Below are 20,411 nucleotides of genomic sequence, written 5' to 3'. Positions count from 1 at the left end.
TTCCTATTCCTCTGCGTCGGCAACGACGTCGGATTTCCTGGATGTCTGGGCATGCGGATTGCGCGCATGGAACAGGTCGAGATCGGCTTCGATGCGATCGAGCAGATTGTTGCGCACCATGTCGTAGCCAAGCTCGATCGCCGCCGCGAAGCCGTCCGAATCAGCCCCGCCATGGCTTTTCACCACGATGCCGTTCAGACCCAGGAAAACACCGCCATTGGAGCGGCCGACATCCATCTTTTCGCGCAGGCGATCGAAGGCGCCCTTGGCAAATATATAGCCGATCCTGGCCATCAGCGTCCGGTCCATCGCGGCGCGCAGGTAACCGGCGATCTGTCTTACCGTGCCTTCCGCCGTCTTCAGCGCGATGTTGCCGGCAAATCCTTCGGTAACGACCACGTCGACCGTGCCCTTGCCGATGTCGTCGCCCTCGACGAAACCATGGTAGTTCATCGAGGCCATGTTGGCCTCGCGCAACATGCGGCCCGCTTCCTTGACCTCTTCCTGGCCCTTGATCTCCTCGACGCCAACGTTGAGCAGACCGATGCTCGGCCGTTCGATGCCGAACACCGAGCGCGCCATGCCGGTGCCCAAAATGGCGAAATCAACCAGTTGATGCGCATCCGCGCCGATGGTGGCGCCGACGTCCAGCACCACGCTTTCGCCGCGCAATGTCGGCCAGAGCGCCGCGATCGCCGGACGGTCGATGGTCGCCATGGTGCGAAGGCAGAATCTCGACATCGCCATCAGCGCGCCGGTGTTGCCGGCCGAGATGCAGGCGTCGGCAGTGCCTGCCTTGACCGCCTCGACCGCTTTCCACATCGACGACTTCCAGCGGCCATGGCGCAGCGCCTGGCTCGGCTTGTCGTCCATCCTGACTGCTATGTCGCAGTGGATGAACTCGCTCACTTCCGCCAGCTTGGGGAGTTTTGCGAGTTCGGGGCGCACCGCCTCCTCGCGACCATAGATGACGAAGCGGATGTCGGGACGCCGGGTCGCGACCGTCATGAGCGCCGGGATGACCACGCTTGGTCCGTGATCGCCGCCCATGGCATCGATGGAAATCCTGATCACGCGGTGTTCATCTCACAGTTTGCTTGAGCGAGCGCCTGGCGCTGGCAACGGTTTGGGGCTCGCGAAGGTTCGGCGAAAATAGCGTTTTTGGGCTGCCGCACAACCGGCTTTCTCCGATTGGGTCGGGTTTTCAGGATTTTCCGAGGAGGGACCGCAGCTGTTGCTGGAATTCGCTTTCCGCAGCCCCGGCATCGTCGGCAGCCACCATCGAAACGCCTTGCTTGCGTGGATAGGGATCGATCGCCAACCCAAAGAACTGTTCGGCGAGCGCCCCGACGTCAATCGAATTGCCGGAAAACGTTTCAGGACTGTCCGGCCCTTCGGCATCGAGCATTATCTCGCCGCCGCCCTCGAAACCCTGCCGCCCGAGCTTGGACTGCTCCGGCAGAAACAGTGCGTCGACCGCCTCGTCGATATGCGCCTCGACCGGGTCGAGGGAGACGACGCAGGCTTGGGTGATATCGGCCTCGACGCGGCCGCTGACCTTGACGCCGTTGCGCTTCCATGGCGCCACCAGCAGTTCGGCGCGGTAGTTCTCGACCGAGAGCAACTCGTGCTCGCCCGCTAGCGCGGCGCGCTGCGCGGCGTCGGCCTCGATCACCACCGGCAGTCCCTTTTGCGGCAGCCGGGCGACATTGGCCACGAAGGACACGGGGCTCTGGTGATCGGGGCTCTGGTGATCGGGGCTCTGGGAATCGGCGTGTTTCATCTTATCCTTAGATAGTCTTGGCGACGGGGAATGCCACCGTGCCGGAAACAATCGATTCGGTCGCCTGTTCCGCGAGTCGCTTGGAGACATCGGCGACGTAGCCGGCCAGATGCGTTGCTTGCGGCCAAGCGCCGGTATCGGGCCGGACATTGCGGGCAAGGGCAGCGACGAGTGCATCATGGTCGTTTCGTTCCAGCGCATCGTCATAGACGGCAGTCCGGCCATAAAACATCTTCGCCAGTTTCTTCATGCGCTTCGGCACACCGACGTCGCCGATGCCCAGTTCCCGCAGTGAATGCTCGACATCCATGAAGAATTCGTCGATCAGCACCTGTGCGACCTCCCCGGCAACACCGCCCTCGCCGCGCAGCCGGTGCTGGAACAGGAACATGTGCAGCGACAGCATCTCGAAGCGGCCGAGCGGCGTGTCCGGTACATTCCAGTCGGAATAAAACACAGTTTGCCGCGCCGCTGCCACGATTTGTGCGTAAAGCGCCTCGGTGATAGCGCGGTTGGCGTGACGTTCGCGACCAAAAAGGCGCTGGAACATTGAGGGTGGTCTCCCGGGGACCGTTTGTTGAATTGGCCTTGTTGCATCGGCGAGCAAGCTGGTTTACCGGTTTTGCGGCCCAGCGCAAGTTGCGGCCAGCTAATGGAGTTGTAGTTGCGCGCGCTGAAATTCAAGTCGAGTTTTCTGCCCAGGTCAGCTTTGCCTAGATCCGCCGGCGCGGTCTCGCTGCTGGTGGTTGCTTCGGTGCTTTCCGCCTGCAACTCGTCGAAGATGATCGGTGATCTCAATCCGAGCGAGACGCTGACGCAGGGCTACGTCATCGACCAGCAGGCGATTGATCTGGTGCCGGTCGGCTCGAGCCGCGAACAGGTGCTTCTGGCGCTCGGCACCCCGTCGACGAAGGCGACTTTCGACAACGAGGCCTTCTACTACATCTCACAGACGCGCAAGCGTTACGTCGCCTTCGACAAGCCGAGGCTGGTCGACCAGAAGGTGCTGGCGGTCTATTTCGGCGAGGACGGGCGCGTTACCCGGATCGCCAATTACGGCCTGAAGGACGGCAAGGTGTTCGACTTCATCTCAAGGACCACGCCGACCGGCGGCAAGGACCAGAACTTCCTCAGTCAGATCATCAACGGCGCCAGCAAGCTGGCGCCCGGCCTCCCCGGCGGCGGCGGCAGCTCGCTCGGCGGCACCTGATCCATCCCGACAGAATCGGCTTTTCATCCTTTCCTCTTGCTTCCCTGGAAGCAGCAACATCTCAGGCGACCGAAAACCCGCGGGAGCGATCCTGCGGGTTTTGGTTTTTGAGACAGCAAGCCATCATCGCAGGCTGCGGGCCGCAGACGACCTGAACGCGAGCTTTGGAGCCGTCACGGCATCAATGCCCTGATGCTGTATGTCCAAAATAGAAGAACCGCGGGATAGCTCCCGCGGGTTCGGTTCTGGATTTCGGGCCCGGAAGGGCCGAGCGGCCTCAGCCGTGCGCGAGCACGGCCAACAGCAGCAGGGCGACGATGTTGGTGATCTTGATCGCCGGGTTGACAGCCGGACCGGCGGTGTCCTTGTAGGGATCGCCGACCGTGTCGCCGGTCACCGACGCCTTGTGCGCCTCGGAACCCTTGAGGTGCTTGATGCCGTCCTTGTCGGTGAAGCCGTCCTCGAACGATTTTTTCGCGTTGTCCCAGGCGCCGCCGCCAGAGGTCATCGAGATGGCGACGAACAGGCCGTTGACGATGACGCCGAGCAGCGAGGCACCAAGTGCTGCAAAGGCGGACGCCTTTGAGCCCGAGAGCAGCAGCACGCCGAAATAGACGACCAACGGCGCCAGCACCGGCAGCAGCGACGGAATGATCATTTCCCGGATCGCCGCCTTGGTCAGAAGATCGACCGCACGCGCATAGTTCGGCTTCGACGTGCCGGCCATGATGCCCGGATCCTCGCGGAACTGCTTGCGCACCTCTTGGACGATGGCGCCCGCCGCACGGCCGACGGCGGTCATGGCGATGCCGCCGAACAGATACGGAATCAGACCGCCGAAGATCAGGCCGGCGACGACGTAAGGGTTGGAGAGGTCGAAAGAGACTTCGCTCATACCCTGGAAGTAAGGATATTTGTCGCTATTGGCGGCAAAGAACTTCAGGTCGTTCGAGTAGGCCGCAAACAGCACCAGCGCGCCGAGACCGGCCGAACCGATGGCGTAACCCTTTGTCACCGCCTTGGTGGTGTTGCCGACGGCGTCGAGCGCATCGGTGGACTGGCGCACTTCCTTGGGCAAGCCGGCCATTTCGGCAATGCCGCCGGCATTGTCGGTGACCGGGCCGAAGGCGTCGAGCGCAACGATCATGCCGGCAAGGCCGAGCATCGTGGTGACTGCGATCGCGGTGCCGTAGAGGCCGGCGAGCTGGTAGGTCGATATGATGCCGCCGACGATGACGATCGCCGGAAGTGCCGTCGATTCCAGCGAGACCGCAAGACCCTGGATGACATTGGTGCCGTGACCGGTGACCGAAGCCTGGGCGATGGAGTTCACCGGGCGCTTGCCGGTGCCGGTATAGTATTCGGTGATCACCACGATGAGGCCGGTCACCGCGAGACCGATCAGGCCGCAGATGAACAGGTTCGTGCCGGTGATGGCCATGCCGGCGACCGTTCCGATCTCGCCCCAGCCCAGCGTTGCCGAGGTGGCGATGCCGAGGCCGACGATCGACAGCAGGCCGGTGACGATCAGGCCCTTATAGAGCGCGCCCATGATCGAGCCGTTGGAGCCGAGCTTGACGAAGAAAGTGCCGACGATGGAGGTCAGGATGCAGGCGCCGCAGATGGCCAGCGGATAGAGCATCGTGGCACTGAGAACGGCGGTGCCGCCGAAGAAGATGGCGGCGAGGACCATGGTGGCGACCACGGTCACCGCATAGGTCTCGAACAGGTCGGCGGCCATGCCGGCGCAGTCGCCGACATTGTCGCCGACATTGTCGGCGATGGTGGCCGGATTGCGTGGATCGTCTTCCGGAATGCCGGCTTCGACCTTGCCGACGAGATCGCCGCCGACGTCGGCGCCCTTGGTGAAGATGCCGCCGCCGAGACGGGCGAAGATCGAGATCAGCGAGGCGCCGAAGCCGAGCGAAACCAGCGAGTCGATGACGACACGGTCGTTTGGCTGAAGGACCATGAATTGGGTGAGGATCAGGTAGTAGATCGAGACGCCGAGCAGGGCCAGGCCAGCGACCAGCATGCCGGTGATGGCGCCCGACTTGAAGGCGATCTCGAGGCCGGCAGCGAGGCTGTTGGAAGCCGCCTGCGCGGTGCGGACATTGGCGCGCACCGAGACGTGCATGCCGATGAAGCCGGCAGCGCCCGACAGAACGGCGCCGATCAGGAAGCCGATGGCGGCGGTGATCGAAAGCAGCCACCAGGCGAGCAGCAGGACCACGACGCCGACGATGGCGATGGTGGTGTACTGGCGCGCCAGATAGGCCTGCGCGCCTTCGCGGATGGCCGCGGAAATTTCCTGCATGCGTGCATTGCCCTGATCGGCCGCGAGAACCGAACGTGTCGCCCAGATGGCGTAAAGGACTGAAAGCAGACCGCAGGCGATGACAGCTGAAATTATGGTCATTGCCGGATTTTCCTCGATTGATGACCCAAAAGAACCCCTCCCTGGGCCGTTGAGACGGGGAGCGGATTCCGCGCGCGGAATCCGCTCCCTTCGCACCGGCTTATGCGAAACAGGGGTGCGAACGTCAAGATATTGTTCGGTTTTTGCCCGGCTTTCGCCCAAAGCCTCTCGGTAGAGCCGCTATCTTTCACTTCAGAACCCGGTCGGGTCATGGAAATCACTGTTTCCCGCCGAGATAAGCAAGGCGATTTCTGAGCTGATTGGTCGGCTACGCCGTCTCCTGCCCCATGCGGCGCGCGGCGTAGCGGCATGGGCGCAATAATTGTTCGGAAGCGTGTGAGCTCGCGGCTGCCTCGTCCCGACAGCGTCATGTCACTACAGCGCCGCGCGTCCGCTTGGACGCGCAAAGGACGCTGTAGCACTTTTGATTTTGCGCATGATCCCCAGCGAAATCGATTCCGATTTCGCCGAAGCGAACCTTCGGTTCGGGGTCATGCGCTGGTCGGCCGCGCGCTTGTCATCTTCAACACACCCAGTGCCACGAAGCACAGCACCGTCACCGGGAAGATGATCCAGTTCAGCATCTCCCAGCCCCAGGCGTTGTAGACGGCGCCCGACATCAGCGATGCGAAAGCGACGGAGCCGAACAGGACGAAGTCGTGAAAACCCTGGACCTTGCCCTTTTCGGATGGCCGGTAGCTGTCGGCGACCATGGCAGTGGCGCCGATAAAGCCGAAATTCCAGCCGAGGCCGAGCAGGATCAGCGCCGTCCAGAACTGCCACAGTGCCAAGCCCGACAGCGCCACCACTGCGCAGCCGACGAGCAACACAAGTCCGGTTGCGACGATCCGTTCGGCGCCGAAGCGATAGATCAGCGAGCCGGTGAAGAAGCTCGGCGCGAACATCGCCATGACATGCCAGGAAATGCCGAGCGTGGCGTCGTCCGTCGAAAGGCCGCAGCCGACCATGGCGAGCGGCGCGCCGGTCATGACGAAGCTCATCAGCGCATAACTGCCGACGGCACAAAACAGCGCCGCGACGAAGCGCGGCCTGGTGACGATCTCGGAGAGCGGCCGTGCGTCGCTGTCGGTGATATCCGCTTTGCCGGCTGCCTTTGCCGGGATGCGCAGGAGCGACAGGATGGCAGCGCCGACAGCTGCCAGCACCAGGATGGACGCAAACGAGCCGGCAAACATCACCGGCGCAAACAATTCGCGGGTGAAGATGACGATCTGCGGCCCAAGGATGGCGGTGACGATGCCGCCGGCCAGCACGAAGGAAATGGCGCGCGCCTTGAATTCAGATGGCGCGTTGTCGGCGGCGGCGAAGCGGAATTGCTGGACGAAGGCACCGCCGATGCCGATCACCAGCAGGCCGAAGGCGAAGAGCCAAAAGCTGGCTTGAAACAGCGCCAGCGTGGCGATCAGACCACCGAGCGCAGTGACGATCGTGCCGGTCATGAAGCCGTCGCGCTGGCCGAGCCGGCGGATGATGGCGGCGGCCGGCAAGGCGCCGAGCGCCACGCCGACGTTGAAGCCGGTGATCGGTGCGGTCGCCAGAGACTTGTCGGAGCCGAGCAGATAATGTCCGGCCAACCCGCCCACGGAAATGGCGATGGGTGCGGCCGAACCGATAATCGCCTGCGAAGCGGCAAGGATGAGCGCCGTGCGGCGCGCTTCCCTGCCAGCCTCGGCGATAGCGACGGCCGTCATGAAGCGTCCTTGCCACGCCCTTCGCCGCGCACCCGGCGCGACACGCGATCGAGCACCGCGTTGACCAGCTTCGGCTCGTCTTCTTCGTAAAACGCCTTGGCGATGTCGACATATTCCGAAACGATGACAGCCACCGGCACGTCCTCTCGCTTCATCAGTTCGTAGACGCCGGCGCGCAATATGGCACGCAGCGTCGAATCGAGCCTGGACAGCGGCCAGTCTTCGGCCAGCGCCTGGCGGATGACCGGATCGATGGTTTTCTGGTTCTCGACGACGCCGGCGAGGATGGCGCGAAACCATTGTGCGTCCGCCTCGCGATAGAGCGCGCCGTCGACTTCCTTGCCGAGCCTGAACGCCTCATATTCGGCGGTGATTTCGAAGACGCCGCTGCCGGCCACATCCATCTGATAGAGCGCCTGCACTGCGGCCAGACGGGCAGCACCGCGCTTGTTGGCGAGGCGTGCTGCGGCCTGGCCGGGTGATGCGGGCCCGCTCACGATCGCTCTCCCAATTGTTGCTTGAGGGCAATCATAGTCAGCGCCGCACGCGCGGCAAAGCCGCCCTTGTCGCCTTCCGAGCGTTTGGCCCGCGTCCAGGCCTGTTCGTCATTTTCGGTGGTCAGGATGCCGTTGCCGATGCAGACCGCTTCCTGCACGGACAAGTCCATCAGGGCGCGGCTCGATTCATTGGCGACGATGTCGAAATGATAGGTGTCACCGCGCACGATGGTACCAAGGGCGACAAAACCGTCATAGCTCGGCCCGCCTTCGGCCGCGCCGTCAAGCGCGAAGGAAATCACCGCGGGAACCTCGAGCGAACCCGGGACGGTGACGACATCGTATGTCGCGCCCGCTTCCTCGAGCGCGCTTGTCGCGCCTTCGAGCAGCGCATCGGCAAGATCGTCATGGAAGCGTGCCTCGATGATAAGAAGGTGGGCCTTCTTCTTCGGGCGAATGAACGCTTTGCCGTGTTGGGATGTGCCAGCCATAGATGTCTCCGGGATCGCCGGTGACTTAGGCCGAAGCCGGTTTGATCGCAAGCAGAAGATTGGTGGAGATGCGGGAGGTCTGCCGAAACTATTTTATTTTCCGGCGCGGAGTCTGACGCGGATCCCTCGGATCAAGGCTCAAAGCCCAAGCCTGCACGACATGGTGGTCAATCACATTACCGGCGTCAACATCGGCTAACGCTTCGCGCGTCAGTTGCTCTTCCTGTCTGGAAGTCCTTCTGCCCTCAATCATCAAAGCCCCACTTTCGCGGCCTCGGCCAAACGCGCCGCGTAGCGGGCCATGGTGTCGATCTCAAGGTTGACCCGGTCGCCGACCTGGCGTTCGCCCCAGGTGGTCACCGTCAGCGAGTGATGGATCAGAAGCACGTCGAAGCGCGTGCCCTCAACCTTGTTGACGGTGAGCGAGGTACCGTCAAGCGCGACCGAACCCTTGGGCGCGATAAATTTGGCCAGGTCGCGCGGCGCTTCCAGCGTGAAGCGCACAGCATCGCCCTCGTCCTTGCGTTCGATGATCTCGGCCGTGCCGTCGACATGGCCTGAAACGATGTGGCCACCAAGCTCGTAGCCGATCTTCAGCGCCCGCTCCAGATTGATCCTCGTGCCGGATTTCCAGCCCATGGCCGTTGTCAGCCTGAGCGCCTCTTCCCAGGCCTCGACCTCGAACCAGCGCGCATTGGCGCCGCTTTCCGGCAAGGCCGTCACCGTTAGGCAGACGCCGCCACAACAAATCGAAGCACCGATGGCGATGGTCTGCGGGTCATAGGCGGTGTCAATGCGCAGGCCGACGCCCTCTCTCAGCGGCTTCACCGCAGCGACGGTGCCGACATCGGTGACAATCCCGGTAAACATCAGATGTCCCTTATCCACTCCGCGTAGCTGTCTTCGCCGAAACGCATGTCGCGCAATTTGCGAAATCCTGCCGGGATATGGTTCGCGTCGATGGGCGATACAATGCCGCTCCTGCCGATCGGCTCCTGCCCCTGGAACAGCACGATGCGGTCGACCAGCCCTTCGGCGAGGAAGGCCTTGGCCACCTTGGCGCCGCCCTCGACCAGCACGCTCGCCATCCCAAGCGCCGCCAGATCCTCGAGCAGTTCCGGCAACGCTATATCGCCTTCATACGTCTCGGTGCCGATGAAGCGCACGCCGGCGCGTTCGAGCGCGGCCCGCCGGTATGGGTCGGCTTCGGCGCAGGCGGCGACATAGAGCGGAACCCGGTCGACGCCGGCGACCAGCTTCGATGTTTCCGGCAGCCTGATCTGGCGGTCGAGCACGATGCGCGCCGGCGAACGGTTTTCCAGCCCCGGCAACCGCACCGTCAGCGCCGGATCGTCCTCCAGCGCCGTACCGATGCCGATCAATATGCCGTCGGCTTCGGCCCGCATCAGATAGACTTCGCGCCGGGCGATGTCGCCGGTGATCGAGACTTGCCCCTCGCCTTCCATGCCGATCTTGCCGTCGCTGGAAAGCGCAAGTTTCAGGATCACTTCCGGACGTTTTTTCAGAGATCGAATGAGATAGCCGGCCATCTGCTCGGCGGCTTCTGCCGCGAGCACCCTTTCGACAGCCTCGACACCGGCGGCACGCAGGATCGCATAGCCCTTGCCGGACACGCGTGGATCGGGGTCGCTCACAGCCCCAACCACCCGCGTGACGCCGGCATTGAGCAGTGCATTGGCGCAAGGCGGCGTGCGGCCATGGTGGGCGCAGGGCTCCAGTGTGACATAGGCGGTGGCGCCGCGTGCGAGCTCGCCGGCCTCGGCCAGCGCCTCGGTCTCAGCATGCGGCCGGCCGCCGACAGCGGTGACACCGGTGCCGACGATCATCGGTCCGGTGCCGTCGTCACGCACGATCAGCGTGCCGACGGAAGGGTTGGTCGCGGTCCGCCCGGCATTTTTGCGCGACAGCCTGAGTGCTGCCGCCATGAAGCGGCGATCAAGACCCTCTTGTTCGGCTTGGCTGCGCCCAGGCCCTGCCATGCTCAGCCGGCGTCCTCTTCCTTGAGCTCGTCACCTTTGAGCTCACCCAGCACGTCGTGAAAATCCTTGGCCTCGCGGAAATTGCGATAGACCGAGGCAAAGCGCACATAGGCGACGTCGTCGAGCGATTTCAGCGCCTCCATCACCAGGCGGCCGACCTCGCCCGAGGCGACCTCGGTCTCGCCCGAACTTTCGAGCTGGCGCACGATGCCGGTCACCGCGCGGTCGATGCGCTCGGGATCGACATTGCGCTTGCGCACCGCGATCTCGACCGAGCGCAGCAGCTTGTCGCGGTCGAACGGCACCTTGCGTCCGGACTTCTTCACCACCACGAGGTCGCGCAACTGCACACGCTCGAAGGTGGTGAAGCGGCCGCCGCAATCGGGGCAGACGCGCCGCCTGCGGATCGCCGCGCCGTCTTCGGCGGGGCGCGAATCCTTCACCTGCGTATCTTCGGACTGGCAGTAGGGACAGCGCATGGACAGCCTTGTATTCGCGATTCTCGTGGAGCGAAAGGCTTAGAGGTTTTTGCCGCGATGGCAAAGTATCGGGATGGTCTCTCGCGCCTCAGAGATAGCGAGGCGCGAAGCAAATTGCCAGATCATACCAGACGGCAACACCGGCCGATTACGGCGCGACGTCGACGGTTGGGAATCCACATGACACGCCGAGGCTGCGATAGGCCTTTGTGAAGCCGTCCATCGATACCGTCGCGACCGGTGTGTCGGCGAAGATCACATCGAGTGCGCTGGCGCGGCGCATGGCACGCAGCAGCGCCAGGCTGATCTCGGGCTTGTTTTTCAACATCCATTTTCCGCCGGCACCCGCCATGGCATCGACGGTCGCCTTGACCTTGCCGTTGCTGTCGCCGAACACCGCCGGAATGTTCTCGCCAGTCGGCAAGTCCTTGTTCTTCATGGCGATGACAAGGGTTGGATAGCCATCGGGCGGCAGTGCATCACCATTCGAGATGGCGAGCGTGAGGGTGCCGCTGGCACCGCTCGCGTCGAGAAAGGCGGTCGAGGCGACACAGGTCCTGCGCAGATCCTCACCGGTATCGATCTCGTCCACAGTGGTGGACCACTTGCCGAAGGTTTCGGTCTTCGGTGCGGCTGGGGTGGGCGCAGACTGTGCCAAAGCGGACAGCGGCAAGGTGGTCAGTGTCGCCAACACGCCAAGCGCGGCAAAGCCAGCGACACGGAAAATCTGCATCATCATTCAAGGCTCCTGTCCGGACTCCGTCCTCACTGAAACAGTGCTTTTCGTCCGGCTGATAAGGGACGACACTTTGCGTGAGCTCAACCGAGATAGGGATAGAGCGGAAAACGATCCGTCAGCGCGGCCACCTTCGCCTTCACCGCTGCCTCGACGGCTGCATTGCCCTCGTCGGAATTCGCGGCCTTGAGCCCGTCCAGCACCTCGGCGATCAGCTTGCCGATCTCGCGGAACTCGGCCTGGCCGAAACCGCGCGTGGTGCCGGCCGGCGTGCCGAGCCGCACGCCCGAGGTGACGAACGGCTTTTCGGGATCGAAAGGGATGCCGTTCTTGTTGCAGGTAATGTTGGCGCGGCCAAGCGCTGCCTCGGCGCGTTTGCCGGTGGCGTTCTTCGGGCGCAGGTCGACCAGCATCAGATGGTTGTCGGTGCCGCCGGAGACGATGTCGAGACCGGTTTCCTGCAGGCTGGAGGCAAGCGCCTTGGCATTGGCGGCAACGCTCTCGGCGTAAAGTTTGAAGCTTGGCTTCAGCGCTTCGCCGAACGCCACCGCCTTGGCGGCGATGACATGCATCAGCGGGCCACCCTGCAGGCCCGGAAACACGGCCGAATTCATCTTCTTGGCGATATCCTCGTCGTTGCACAGGATCATGCCGCCACGCGGGCCGCGCAGCGACTTGTGCGTGGTGGTGGTCACAACATGGGCATAGGGCAGCGGCGACGGATGCACGCCACCGGCGACCAGGCCGGCAATATGGGCCATGTCGACCATCAGATAGGCGCCGATCGAGTCGGCGATCTCGCGAAAGCGCTTCCAGTCCCAGACGCGCGAATAGGCGGTGCCGCCGGCCAGGATCAGCTTCGGCTTGGTCTCGTGGGCGGTCTTCTCGATCGCATCCATGTCGAGCAGATGATCGTCCCTGCGCACGCCGTAGGAAACGACCTTGAACCATTTGCCGCTCATATTGACCGGCGAGCCATGGGTCAGATGCCCGCCCGAGTTCAGGTCGAGACCCATGAAGGTATCGCCGGGCTGCAGCAGCGCCAGGAACACCGCCTGGTTCATCTGGCTGCCGGAATTCGGTTGGACGTTGGCGAAGTTACAGCCGAACAGCTTTTTCGCACGCTCGATGGCTAGTTCCTCGGCCACGTCGACGAACTGGCAGCCGCCATAGTAGCGCTTGCCCGGATAGCCCTCGGCGTATTTGTTGGTCATGATCGACCCCTGCGCTTCCAGCACGGCGCGGGAGACAATGTTTTCCGATGCGATCAGCTCGATCTCGTGGCGCTGGCGGCCGAGTTCGTTACGGATCGCGCCGAAAATCTCCGGGTCGGCATCGGCAAGCGTGGTTTCGAAGAAGGATTCGAATTTGTTCGACACTGCCGCTGCTGTTGCCATGCTTGAGATCCTTGTCGTCCGGGGGGTCTGCCGCGCCATTAACACAGTTGCTTTCGCCCCGCCACGTTTGCAGCGCGAAATTTGCTGGCCGGATTGCGGCAGCGAGGCGAAGAGCCCACCTATTTCCTTGCCTGACCGCCCCTCAGCAAGGCCTCGGTGAGCGTGATCTCGTCAACAGCGCCCGCGTCGTATGATCGTTGATCTGCCAACGCCGAAACATGGCGCGCACCGCGCCTTGGCCGCGTGGCGACTTGCATGGCTCTGTACCGAACGGCGCTTTCCGGACCCTGCGCGAAGCGCGCCCTCCAGCCGGATACAAAAAGGCCGCCCTCACCGGCGGCCTTTCAGCAAAAAGATCGGTCGCTTAGAGCGCAGAGGTGATTTGCAGCTCGTTGGCTCCGTCGAGCCCGTAGATGTCGTCGCGGAACTGCACGACGCCAGGCCCCGTCGACCAGGCCGAGATGTAAAGGAAATAGACCGGCACCGGATTGGTGACCTGCACCGGGATGTTCTCGCCGCTCTTGATCGCCGACTCGAAATACTGGCGGTTCCAGCCCGGCGTGTCGCGCAGGATCCAGGTGACGAGGTCGCGCACGTTCTGGACGCGCACGCAGCCCGAGGAATCGAAGCGCATCATCTTGCCGAACAGGCTCTGCTGCGGCGTGTCGTGCATGTAGACGCCGTCCGGGCTCGGGAAATTGATCTTGACCGAGGCCATCGCGTTGCCGGCGCCCGGATCCTGGCGGAAGCGGTATTTCTCCGCGTCGTCGGTCGACCAGTCGACGGTCAGCGGATCGACCTCGCTGCCATCCGGTGCGAACAGGCGGATCTTGCTGTCCTTGAGGTAGTTGGGGTCCTTCCGCATCAGCGGAATGATGTCCTTGCGCACGATCGATACCGGCGCGTTCCAGTAGGGATTGACGATGATCTCGTTGATCTTGGAATCGACGATCGGCGTCTGGCGGTCGATCTTGCCGACAACGGCGGTGTGGCGCAGCACGACGCGGTCGTTCTCGACCGCCTCGATCTGGGCGCCCGGGATGTCGACCAATACATAACGGTTGCCCAGCGTGCCGGCACGTTCGTTCAGCCGCTGCAGATTGGTCTGCAGCTGGCCAAGCCGGACCTGCGCCGAAACATTCATCGCCGCATAGGTATATTGGCCCAGGGTCCCGTCGGAAGGCAGGCCATGGCGCGCCTGGAAGCGCTTGACCGCCGCATCGACATAGGAATCGAAGGCCTCTGACAGGCCGGCGCTCTGCGCCAGGTCGCCCGAAATCATCAAGCGCCTGCGCAATGGCACCACGTCGGAGTCGACAACACCGAGCTGCAATTTCTTGGTATCCGGGACCGGCTCCCAGCCGCCCTGCGCGACAATGTTCTGATACTGCGCTATCGCCTGCTCGGTGTACGCAACGGTCTGCAGGCTGACGATCGGCAGCGTCGAGGCCACCTTGCCGCCCTGGCTGGCGCGGGCGTCGAACTGGTCGTTCCAGTTGCCGCGGCCTGAGGATTTCAGGATATCCGCGATCACGTCCTGCGCGCTGGCACCACCGGCAAGCATCGTCGCGGCCAACGCGGAGGCTCCGGAAAGGAAGAAACGGCGACTGGTTCTCATGTACGCTCCAGACATTCCTATAACAATTTCACCGGGCGATGCCGCCCGCACTCTAGGGTTGGCATTGTTAACAATTAGCCAACCATGACCCCTATCACTTCGTGAGAGCGCGCCGGGGGCGACTGCGTTCAGGGAGACGCCGGCTTTCGCCGCAACATCACCCGCATCCTCGCTTTCACCGGGAATATGGCGGCAACGTGGCCCTGACCGTGATTTGGATCGGCCGGTATCACGAAACGGAAAGACCGATGCTTTTCGGCACCGGTCCTTGATTGGCTGTCCCCGACCGCGCTTCTATGGCGCGGCTCCCGATCTCGATGCGGCGCCTTACATCCGATACGCAATCGTGTCGTTCCAGAACCGATCCAGCCGCTGCAGGGCGCGGTTCATCTGCTTGAATTCTTCCGTGTTGATGCCGCCGACCTGCTCGATCGAGCCGACATGGCGCTCGTAGAGGCCGCCGACGACTTCCGCCACCTCACTGCCCTTCGGCGTCAGCGAGACCCGCACCGAACGACGGTCGATGCGCGAGCGCTGGTGGTTGATGAAGCCGAGATCGACCAGCTTCTTCAGATTGTAGGAGACGTTCGAGCCGAGATAATAGCCGCGCGAGCGCAGTTCGCCGGCGGTCAGCTCCGAATTGCCGATGTTGAAGAGCAGCAGCGCCTGGATGGCGTTGATGTCGGAACGGCCGTTGCGGTCGAATTCGTCCTTGATCACGTCAAGCAGACGGCGGTGCAGCCGCTCCACCAGCTGCAGCGATTCCATGTACAGCGAACGGATTGCCTCGCGGCGGTCATCGGATACGTTGGCGGTCTTCGCCGCCGGACGGGAATTGATCATTGTCTTTGCCTCTCGTTTGTCGCCTGGTGATTTTTTGTTTTTCACCTTGATCGCGACACTATCGAATACTCATAAAATTCGACTTAAACGCTAGGGCTAACAAGAGCTTACCGGTAAGAGGTTTCGAAAGAGGCTTAACGAAGGGTCACCCGAACAAGGATGATTAACCTAAAGATTTAGCCAATGGTTCCGGGCGAAATTTGCGCGTCCAATCGGACGCGCGGCGCTATTCTTGTTGAGTATCGGTCCGATGCTCTATTGCCGGCTCTGGCGCTTCTGCATCCAGATCACCACGCGAAAGACGATGTAGAGCAGCGCCACCGCCGCATGCGAGGCGAGGATCAGCGGCCGGTGGCCGAAGAGCTCGGGAAAGCCGGCATACATGACGATCTCGGTCGCCGCGCAGATGAACCAGATCACCGGCCCCCAGGAGGCCAGCATCCACAGACCGGCGGCGGCGAAGGGGAAGAAGACGGCGAGCGTCACCGCCGCCACCTGCCAATGCACCGGCATCAGGTCGAAGCGCCACAACGAGCCGGGATAGAAGCCGATCAGCCGGATCCAGTACAAAATCCCGAACAACAGGCAGTAGCCCGATATGACGCGCTGGAACCAGGCGAAGATGACCTCGACCGTCGAGGGCTGGAGCACGACGCGTCTCGACGTGACGTCGCTCACAGCTCGAGTTCCCGTTCGCCAAGCGGAGCAAAATAGGCGTCGACCTCGGCAGCACTGACGTCGTCGATGCCTGCCGGCCGCCATTGCGGCGTCGAGCCCTTGTCGATGATGGCAGCGCGGATGCCTTCGTAGAAATCGTGGCCGGCAAGCATGCGGTTGAGGATGCGGAATTCCGTCCGCATGCACTCGTCCATCGATAGCGTCAGCCCGGCGTTGATCTCGCGCCAGGCGACATGCAGACTGGTCGGCGAGCGGGTGCGGATCGTCGCCAGGGTCTTTGCCGCGAACGCATCGGCGGGTGCGGCGCGCTCCAGGCTGCCGATGACGTCATCCAGCGACGTTTGCGCGAAATGCCGGGCGATTGCTTCCAGCGTCCGACTGTCAGTCTCGCGGCGGGCCGGGACGGAAAAGCCGCGCAGCGCCGATTCCGGGTCGCCGGTCGCGACCAGCCGGTCGAGAAAACCGGCCTGGTCCTGCGCCTTGATCGTATGCGTCGCCAGGCCCGACCACAAAGCGTCGCCATAGCGGATGCGGGTTCCGGTCAGGGCCAGATACATGCCGAAACTGCCGCCAAGGTTCGGCAGGAGATGACTGGCGCCGACATCCGGGAAAAAGCCGATGCCGACTTCCGGCATGGCGAATTGGGCGTTTTCGGTCAGCACCCGATGCGAACCGTGGAACGAGATGCCGACGCCGCCGCCCATGACGATGCCATCGATCAGGGCGACATAGGGTTTTTTGAACCGCGCGATGCGGGCGTTCAGCCGGTATTCGTCGGCGAAGAAATCGACCGGCGGCTTTCCCGCCCGGCCGGCCTCGTAGATGTGGAGGATGTCGCCGCCGGCCGAAAACGCCCTGCCCTCGGCCTTGACGATGACGACGTCGACGCCGTCGTCCCGCTCCCAGGCGCGCAGCGCCTTGTCGAGCGCCTTGACCATGCGGTGGGTGACGGCATTGAGCGCTTGCGGCCGCGTCAGCGTGACGATGCGGGCCCTGTCCAATCGTTCGAAGCGGATCTCGTCGCTGCCGCCAAAATCCATCGCCTGACATTCCCTCCCCTGCGCCGCCGGGACTAAAGTGCTAAAGCGTGGCGCATGGGTGCGTCAATGCCAAGGTCAATCCTGTCCTGCTACGGTCAGCCGGATTTGGTATACCGATATCCAGGTAATGCCAGCCCGGCACAATCGTGCCGCATTGGTCAGCGGCGGAAGCTCGTGGTAAAAGCTGCCGATCCGGAGTTTTGGCGATGAACAAATTCACCCCAGCAAAGCCTGCCGGCGCGCGCAGCGTCGACGAGATCACCGGCAGCCGCCGCTTGCGCCGCATGCGCAAGGCCGACTGGTCGCGCCGCCTCGTCCAGGAGAACCGGCTCTCCGTCGACGACCTGATCTGGCCGATCTTCGTCGTCGATGGGAAGAATATCCGCGAACCGATCGCCGCCATGCCCGGCGTCTTCCGCCTGTCGCTCGACCTTGCCGTCAAGGAGGCCGAGCGCGCGGCAAAGCTCGGCATTCCGGCGATCGCCACCTTCCCGAATGTCGAGCTCAGCCTGCGCGACCAGACCGGCTCGCATATCCTCGATCCGGAAAACGTCATCAACCGCGTCACGCGCGCCATCAAACACGCGGTGCCAGAGATCGGCATCATCACCGACGCAGCGCTCGATCCCTTCACCTCGCACGGCCACGACGGCATCTTGCGCGACGGTATCATTGTCAACGACGAGACGGTGGAACAGGTGACGGCGGCTGCCGTCATCCAGGCAGCGGCCGGCGCCGACATCATCGCGCCTTCCGACATGATGGACGGCCGCATCGGCGCCATTCGCGACGCACTCGACGCCAACGGCTTTTCCGATGTGGCGATCATGTCTTACGCAACGAAGTTCGCCTCCGCCTTCTACGGCCCCTACCGCGAGGCGGTCGGCACCGCCGGCCTGCTCAAGGGCGACAAGAAGACCTATTACATCGACCACGCCAATTCCGACGAGGCAGTGCGCGAGGCCGAGCAGGATCTCGCCGAAGGCGCCGACATGCTGATGGTCAAGCCCGGCCTGCCCTATCTCGACATCATCCGGCGGCTGAAGGACGAGTTCCGGGTGCCGACCTTCGCCTACCAGGTGTCGGGCGAATATTCGATGATCAAGGCGGCTGCCGCCAATGGCTGGATCGATGGCGACAAGGCGATGCTTGAATCGCTTCTCGCCTTCAAGCGCGCCGGCTGCGACGGTATTCTCACCTATTTCGCGCCCGAAATGGCGGCGATGCTGAAGGGGTAGCATCCCCTTCAGCCGAACATTGGTTCGCGGCGCGAACAATAGCCGGCGATCCGCTTCGACATACAGGACAATTTCAGTTTCCGGCCGGTGAAACGCAGCGAGAGTCGCCTGGCCCTTCGCTCTCGCCTTGCCGTGTTCCAAAAAACAGCTTGCAATTTCGCAATCAGTTAAGCTACCCAATAACTGATTGCAAAATGCAACTGGTTATCGAGGAGGCTCTCATGTCCAAACTTCGCGTCAACGCTTTCACCCTGTCGCTCGACGGCTTCGGCGCCGGTCCTGACCAGGATCTCAGCAATCCTCTCGGTGTCGGCGGAGAAGATCTGCACAAATGGATGGTCGGCACCCGCACATTTCGTCAGATGGTTGGCAAGGAGGGCGGCACCATGGATACCGACGAGGCGTTCACCGTGCGCAGCTTCGAAAATGTCGGCGCCTGGATCCTGGGCCGCAACATGTTCGGCCCGATCCGCGGCGAATGGCCGGACGAGAACTGGAAAGGCTGGTGGGGCGACAATCCACCTTACCACGTACCGGTCTTCGTGCTGACCCACCATCCACGCGACCCTATTGTGATGGAAGGCGGCACGACCTTCTATTTCGTCACCGACGGCATCCACTCGGCGCTGGAACAGGCGAAGGCGGCGGCCGGCGGCAAGGATGTTCGGGTCGGCGGCGGCGTCGCCACCATCCGTCAATATCTGCAGGAGAAGCTGATCGACGAGATGCACCTGGCGGTGTCGCCGCTGCTGCTCGGCAAGGGTGAGAACCTTTTTGCAGGCCTCGACATGCTCAAGCTCGGCTATCAGTGCACCGAACAGGCGGCGACGCCGCTTGCCACGCATGTCATCATCAAGCGGGCTTAGCGGCACTTCTGCAACGTTGGTGATTGGCGAAACCCTCGGTGCAGGCCCATTTCTCCCCGTCACTATACCGGGAGAAATGCCCGGCAGGGCAATGAGGGGCGGCGCAACCCATCGAAGATTGCGTCAGAATGAGTTTGGCCCACGCAGTAACTTGGCCGGGTTCAACTGCCGAGGTCGGCGCCGCCCCTCATCCGCCTGCCGGCACCTCTCCCGGTATACTGACGGGGAGAAGGGAACCCTGCCTCAATACTTCTCCGGTACATACAGCTCGCGCGGCAGCACCTGGCGCTCGTATTCGGGATTGAAGACGCGGTCGGGCAGTGTGATCTCTTCGTGCGGCACTTCTTCATAAGGCATCTGCTTGAGGAGATGATCGATGCAGTTCAGCCGCGCCCGCTTCTTGTCGTTGCCTTCGACGATGAACCAGGGGGCTTCGGGAATGTTGGTGCGGGCGAACGTCTCTTCCTTGGCCTTGGTGTACTGCTCCCAGCGCACGCGCGATTGCAGGTCCATCGGCGACAGCTTCCACTGCTTCATCGGATCATGGATGCGCATCTGGAAACGCATCTGCTGCTCCTCGTCGGTGATGGAGAACCAGTATTTGACCAGCGTGATGCCGGAGCGGACGAGCATGCGCTCGAACTCCGGCACGTCGCGAAAAAACTCCTCGACCTGATCCGGTTCGGCAAATCCCATCACCCTTTCGACGCCGGAGCGGTTGTACCAGGAGCGGTCGAACAGCACGATCTCGCCGCCTGCCGGCAGATGCGGGACGTAGCGCTGGAAATACCATTGCGACTTTTCGCGTTCGGTCGGCGCCGGCAAGGCTACGACGCGGCAGATGCGCGGATTGAGCCGCTGGGTGATGCGCTTGATGACCCCGCCCTTGCCGGCCGAATCGCGGCCCTCGAAAACCACGACCAGCTTCTTCTTGTGATATGCCACCCAGGACTGCAGCTTGATCAATTCGGATTGCAGCGTGATCAGGTCGCGAAAATATTGCTGGCGATCCATCGAGGGCGGATGCGCTTTCTTGTAGATCTTGGCGATCTCCAGCGACACCGCCGGTTCCGACATTTCCAGCTCGTAATCTTCGTCAAGCGTGTCGGCGAGTTCCGCCTCCAGCCAGTCCTTGGCAGGAGAATTCTGTTTTGCTTCGGTCATTTATGCTGCTCCGCGTGCGAGCCCCTGTCGGCGTCCGGCCTGCCGGCCAAGACCGAACACCTTGAGCCGACTTGCATACAGGCCGGCAATGACGGTTTTATTGCAGCCGGCCTGTGTGCCGGTCGCGCAAATCCGTGAGATGTGATCGATCAGCCTCCATGGCATGCACGACAAGCGGCTCGAATTGTCCTACAAATGCCAGGCTCCCCTCGGGCGGCCTTCGAAGCAGCCCTTCCCAAC

Annotated in this window: 20 protein-coding genes and 1 pseudogene; 3 read left to right on the top strand and 18 right to left on the bottom strand. The window is 62.7% G+C overall.

Translation table 11 applies throughout. From position 1 onward, the window contains the following. Positions 1-3: 3 nt before the first annotated feature. The 3 genes from plsX to ACWUKX_RS07855 form a co-directional block, all read right to left on the bottom strand. Complete coding sequence (gene plsX, locus ACWUKX_RS07865) at positions 4-1,074, bottom strand: phosphate acyltransferase PlsX (RefSeq protein WP_029353422.1); 1,071 nt, start codon at positions 1,072-1,074, stop codon at positions 4-6. Between the two features lie 130 nt (positions 1,075-1,204). Then, positions 1,205-1,783, bottom strand: coding sequence for a YceD family protein (locus ACWUKX_RS07860; protein WP_456005527.1), 579 nt, complete (start codon positions 1,781-1,783; stop codon positions 1,205-1,207). A 7-nt stretch (positions 1,784-1,790) separates the two neighbouring features. Then, entirely contained in the window at positions 1,791-2,333 is a 543-nt protein-coding gene (locus tag ACWUKX_RS07855; protein WP_456005525.1) for a ubiquinol-cytochrome C chaperone family protein, read from the bottom strand. Positions 2,334-2,447: 114 nt separating this feature from the next. Here ACWUKX_RS07855 and ACWUKX_RS07850 point away from each other — a divergent pair, with 114 nt between their 5' ends. Continuing rightward, the gene (locus ACWUKX_RS07850) at positions 2,448-2,993 is read left to right on the top strand and encodes an outer membrane protein assembly factor BamE (protein ID WP_456005523.1); all 546 of its coding nucleotides are present in this window, start codon (positions 2,448-2,450) and stop codon (positions 2,991-2,993) included. A gap of 277 nt (positions 2,994-3,270) precedes the next feature. Here the strand turns inward: ACWUKX_RS07850 and ACWUKX_RS07845 are convergent, their stop codons facing one another. From ACWUKX_RS07845 to ACWUKX_RS07780, 14 genes and pseudogenes are all read right to left on the bottom strand, one after another. Then, on the bottom strand, positions 3,271-5,412 hold the full coding sequence (locus tag ACWUKX_RS07845) for a sodium-translocating pyrophosphatase (RefSeq protein ID WP_456005520.1): 2,142 nt from the start codon (positions 5,410-5,412) through the stop codon (positions 3,271-3,273). Between the two features lie 491 nt (positions 5,413-5,903). Beyond that, positions 5,904-7,124 carry an MFS transporter gene (locus ACWUKX_RS07840; protein ID WP_456005517.1) on the bottom strand — a complete coding sequence of 407 codons (1,221 nt, stop codon included), beginning with the start codon at positions 7,122-7,124 and terminating at the stop codon, positions 5,904-5,906. Continuing rightward, positions 7,121-7,621: a transcription antitermination factor NusB gene (nusB, locus tag ACWUKX_RS07835; protein ID WP_456005515.1), complete on the bottom strand. Its 501-nt coding sequence runs from the start codon at positions 7,619-7,621 to the stop codon at positions 7,121-7,123. The genes ACWUKX_RS07840 and nusB overlap by 4 nt, the downstream gene beginning before the upstream one ends. Then, positions 7,618-8,112, bottom strand: coding sequence for a 6,7-dimethyl-8-ribityllumazine synthase (ribH, locus tag ACWUKX_RS07830; protein WP_029353404.1), 495 nt, complete (start codon positions 8,110-8,112; stop codon positions 7,618-7,620). The genes nusB and ribH overlap by 4 nt, the downstream gene beginning before the upstream one ends. An 88-nt stretch (positions 8,113-8,200) precedes the next feature. Beyond that, a pseudogene (locus ACWUKX_RS07825) lies at positions 8,201-8,338 on the bottom strand (CopG family transcriptional regulator); the annotation flags it as partial. Between the two features lie 26 nt (positions 8,339-8,364). Beyond that, the gene (locus ACWUKX_RS07820; RefSeq protein WP_456005512.1) at positions 8,365-8,982 is read right to left on the bottom strand and encodes a riboflavin synthase; all 618 of its coding nucleotides are present in this window, start codon (positions 8,980-8,982) and stop codon (positions 8,365-8,367) included. After that, positions 8,982-10,112: a bifunctional diaminohydroxyphosphoribosylaminopyrimidine deaminase/5-amino-6-(5-phosphoribosylamino)uracil reductase RibD gene (gene ribD, locus ACWUKX_RS07815; protein ID WP_456005510.1), complete on the bottom strand. Its 1,131-nt coding sequence runs from the start codon at positions 10,110-10,112 to the stop codon at positions 8,982-8,984. Before ribD ends, ACWUKX_RS07820 begins: the two co-directional genes overlap by 1 nt. A gap of 2 nt (positions 10,113-10,114) precedes the next feature. Further along, positions 10,115-10,591 (bottom strand): transcriptional regulator NrdR, encoded by a 477-nt coding sequence (gene nrdR, locus ACWUKX_RS07810; protein ID WP_023798407.1) that lies wholly within the window; start codon positions 10,589-10,591, stop codon positions 10,115-10,117. 148 nt (positions 10,592-10,739) lie between these two features. Then, on the bottom strand, positions 10,740-11,327 hold the full coding sequence (locus ACWUKX_RS07805; protein ID WP_156768303.1) for an invasion associated locus B family protein: 588 nt from the start codon (positions 11,325-11,327) through the stop codon (positions 10,740-10,742). Positions 11,328-11,410: 83 nt separating this feature from the next. After that, positions 11,411-12,724, bottom strand: coding sequence for a serine hydroxymethyltransferase (glyA, locus tag ACWUKX_RS07800; RefSeq protein WP_029353390.1), 1,314 nt, complete (start codon positions 12,722-12,724; stop codon positions 11,411-11,413). 364 nt (positions 12,725-13,088) lie between these two features. Further along, positions 13,089-14,342, bottom strand: a complete 1,254-nt coding sequence (locus ACWUKX_RS07795) for a L,D-transpeptidase family protein (protein ID WP_456005506.1) — start codon at positions 14,340-14,342, stop codon at positions 13,089-13,091. A 327-nt stretch (positions 14,343-14,669) separates the two neighbouring features. Then, positions 14,670-15,185: a transcriptional regulator LdtR gene (ldtR, locus tag ACWUKX_RS07790; RefSeq protein ID WP_095485756.1), complete on the bottom strand. Its 516-nt coding sequence runs from the start codon at positions 15,183-15,185 to the stop codon at positions 14,670-14,672. Between the two features lie 255 nt (positions 15,186-15,440). Next, entirely contained in the window at positions 15,441-15,863 is a 423-nt protein-coding gene (locus tag ACWUKX_RS07785; protein WP_127212047.1) for a DUF6163 family protein, read from the bottom strand. Next, the gene (locus tag ACWUKX_RS07780) at positions 15,860-16,903 is read right to left on the bottom strand and encodes an enoyl-CoA hydratase/isomerase family protein (RefSeq protein ID WP_456005503.1); all 1,044 of its coding nucleotides are present in this window, start codon (positions 16,901-16,903) and stop codon (positions 15,860-15,862) included. Before ACWUKX_RS07780 ends, ACWUKX_RS07785 begins: the two co-directional genes overlap by 4 nt. Positions 16,904-17,109: 206 nt before the next feature. Between ACWUKX_RS07780 and hemB the strand changes: the two genes are divergently transcribed. Continuing rightward, entirely contained in the window at positions 17,110-18,141 is a 1,032-nt protein-coding gene (gene hemB / locus ACWUKX_RS07775) for a porphobilinogen synthase (RefSeq protein ID WP_456005501.1), read from the top strand. A 221-nt stretch (positions 18,142-18,362) separates the two neighbouring features. Then, the gene (locus ACWUKX_RS07770) at positions 18,363-19,007 is read left to right on the top strand and encodes a dihydrofolate reductase family protein (protein ID WP_456005498.1); all 645 of its coding nucleotides are present in this window, start codon (positions 18,363-18,365) and stop codon (positions 19,005-19,007) included. A gap of 243 nt (positions 19,008-19,250) precedes the next feature. Here ACWUKX_RS07770 and ppk2 read toward each other — a convergent pair whose 3' ends face one another. Beyond that, positions 19,251-20,171 carry a polyphosphate kinase 2 gene (gene ppk2 / locus ACWUKX_RS07765; protein WP_456005496.1) on the bottom strand — a complete coding sequence of 307 codons (921 nt, stop codon included), beginning with the start codon at positions 20,169-20,171 and terminating at the stop codon, positions 19,251-19,253. Positions 20,172-20,411 lie beyond the last annotated feature (240 nt).

Source organism: Mesorhizobium sp. f-mel, from assembly GCF_053850215.1.
This window is presented reverse-complemented; position numbering and strand designations above follow the sequence as displayed.

What these genes read in the sequence shown, in the direction of transcription:
- ACWUKX_RS07860 (WP_456005527.1), bottom strand. Translation starts at nt 1,783, where the DNA reads ATGAAACACGCCGATTCCCAGAGCCCCGATCACCAGAGCCCCGATCAC.
- ACWUKX_RS07855 (WP_456005525.1), bottom strand. Translation starts at nt 2,333, where the DNA reads ATGTTCCAGCGCCTTTTTGGTCGCGAACGTCACGCCAACCGCGCTATC.
- ACWUKX_RS07845 (WP_456005520.1), bottom strand. Translation starts at nt 5,412, where the DNA reads ATGACCATAATTTCAGCTGTCATCGCCTGCGGTCTGCTTTCAGTCCTT.
- ACWUKX_RS07840 (WP_456005517.1), bottom strand. Translation starts at nt 7,124, where the DNA reads ATGACGGCCGTCGCTATCGCCGAGGCTGGCAGGGAAGCGCGCCGCACG.
- ribH (WP_029353404.1), bottom strand. Translation starts at nt 8,112, where the DNA reads ATGGCTGGCACATCCCAACACGGCAAAGCGTTCATTCGCCCGAAGAAG.
- ACWUKX_RS07820 (WP_456005512.1), bottom strand. Translation starts at nt 8,982, where the DNA reads ATGTTTACCGGGATTGTCACCGATGTCGGCACCGTCGCTGCGGTGAAG.
- ribD (WP_456005510.1), bottom strand. Translation starts at nt 10,112, where the DNA reads ATGGCAGGGCCTGGGCGCAGCCAAGCCGAACAAGAGGGTCTTGATCGC.
- nrdR (WP_023798407.1), bottom strand. Translation starts at nt 10,591, where the DNA reads ATGCGCTGTCCCTACTGCCAGTCCGAAGATACGCAGGTGAAGGATTCG.
- ACWUKX_RS07805 (WP_156768303.1), bottom strand. Translation starts at nt 11,327, where the DNA reads ATGATGCAGATTTTCCGTGTCGCTGGCTTTGCCGCGCTTGGCGTGTTG.
- glyA (WP_029353390.1), bottom strand. Translation starts at nt 12,724, where the DNA reads ATGGCAACAGCAGCGGCAGTGTCGAACAAATTCGAATCCTTCTTCGAA.
- ACWUKX_RS07795 (WP_456005506.1), bottom strand. Translation starts at nt 14,342, where the DNA reads ATGAGAACCAGTCGCCGTTTCTTCCTTTCCGGAGCCTCCGCGTTGGCC.
- ldtR (WP_095485756.1), bottom strand. Translation starts at nt 15,185, where the DNA reads ATGATCAATTCCCGTCCGGCGGCGAAGACCGCCAACGTATCCGATGAC.
- ACWUKX_RS07780 (WP_456005503.1), bottom strand. Translation starts at nt 16,903, where the DNA reads ATGGATTTTGGCGGCAGCGACGAGATCCGCTTCGAACGATTGGACAGG.
- hemB (WP_456005501.1), top strand. Translation starts at nt 17,110, where the DNA reads ATGAACAAATTCACCCCAGCAAAGCCTGCCGGCGCGCGCAGCGTCGAC.
- ACWUKX_RS07770 (WP_456005498.1), top strand. Translation starts at nt 18,363, where the DNA reads ATGTCCAAACTTCGCGTCAACGCTTTCACCCTGTCGCTCGACGGCTTC.
- ppk2 (WP_456005496.1), bottom strand. Translation starts at nt 20,171, where the DNA reads ATGACCGAAGCAAAACAGAATTCTCCTGCCAAGGACTGGCTGGAGGCG.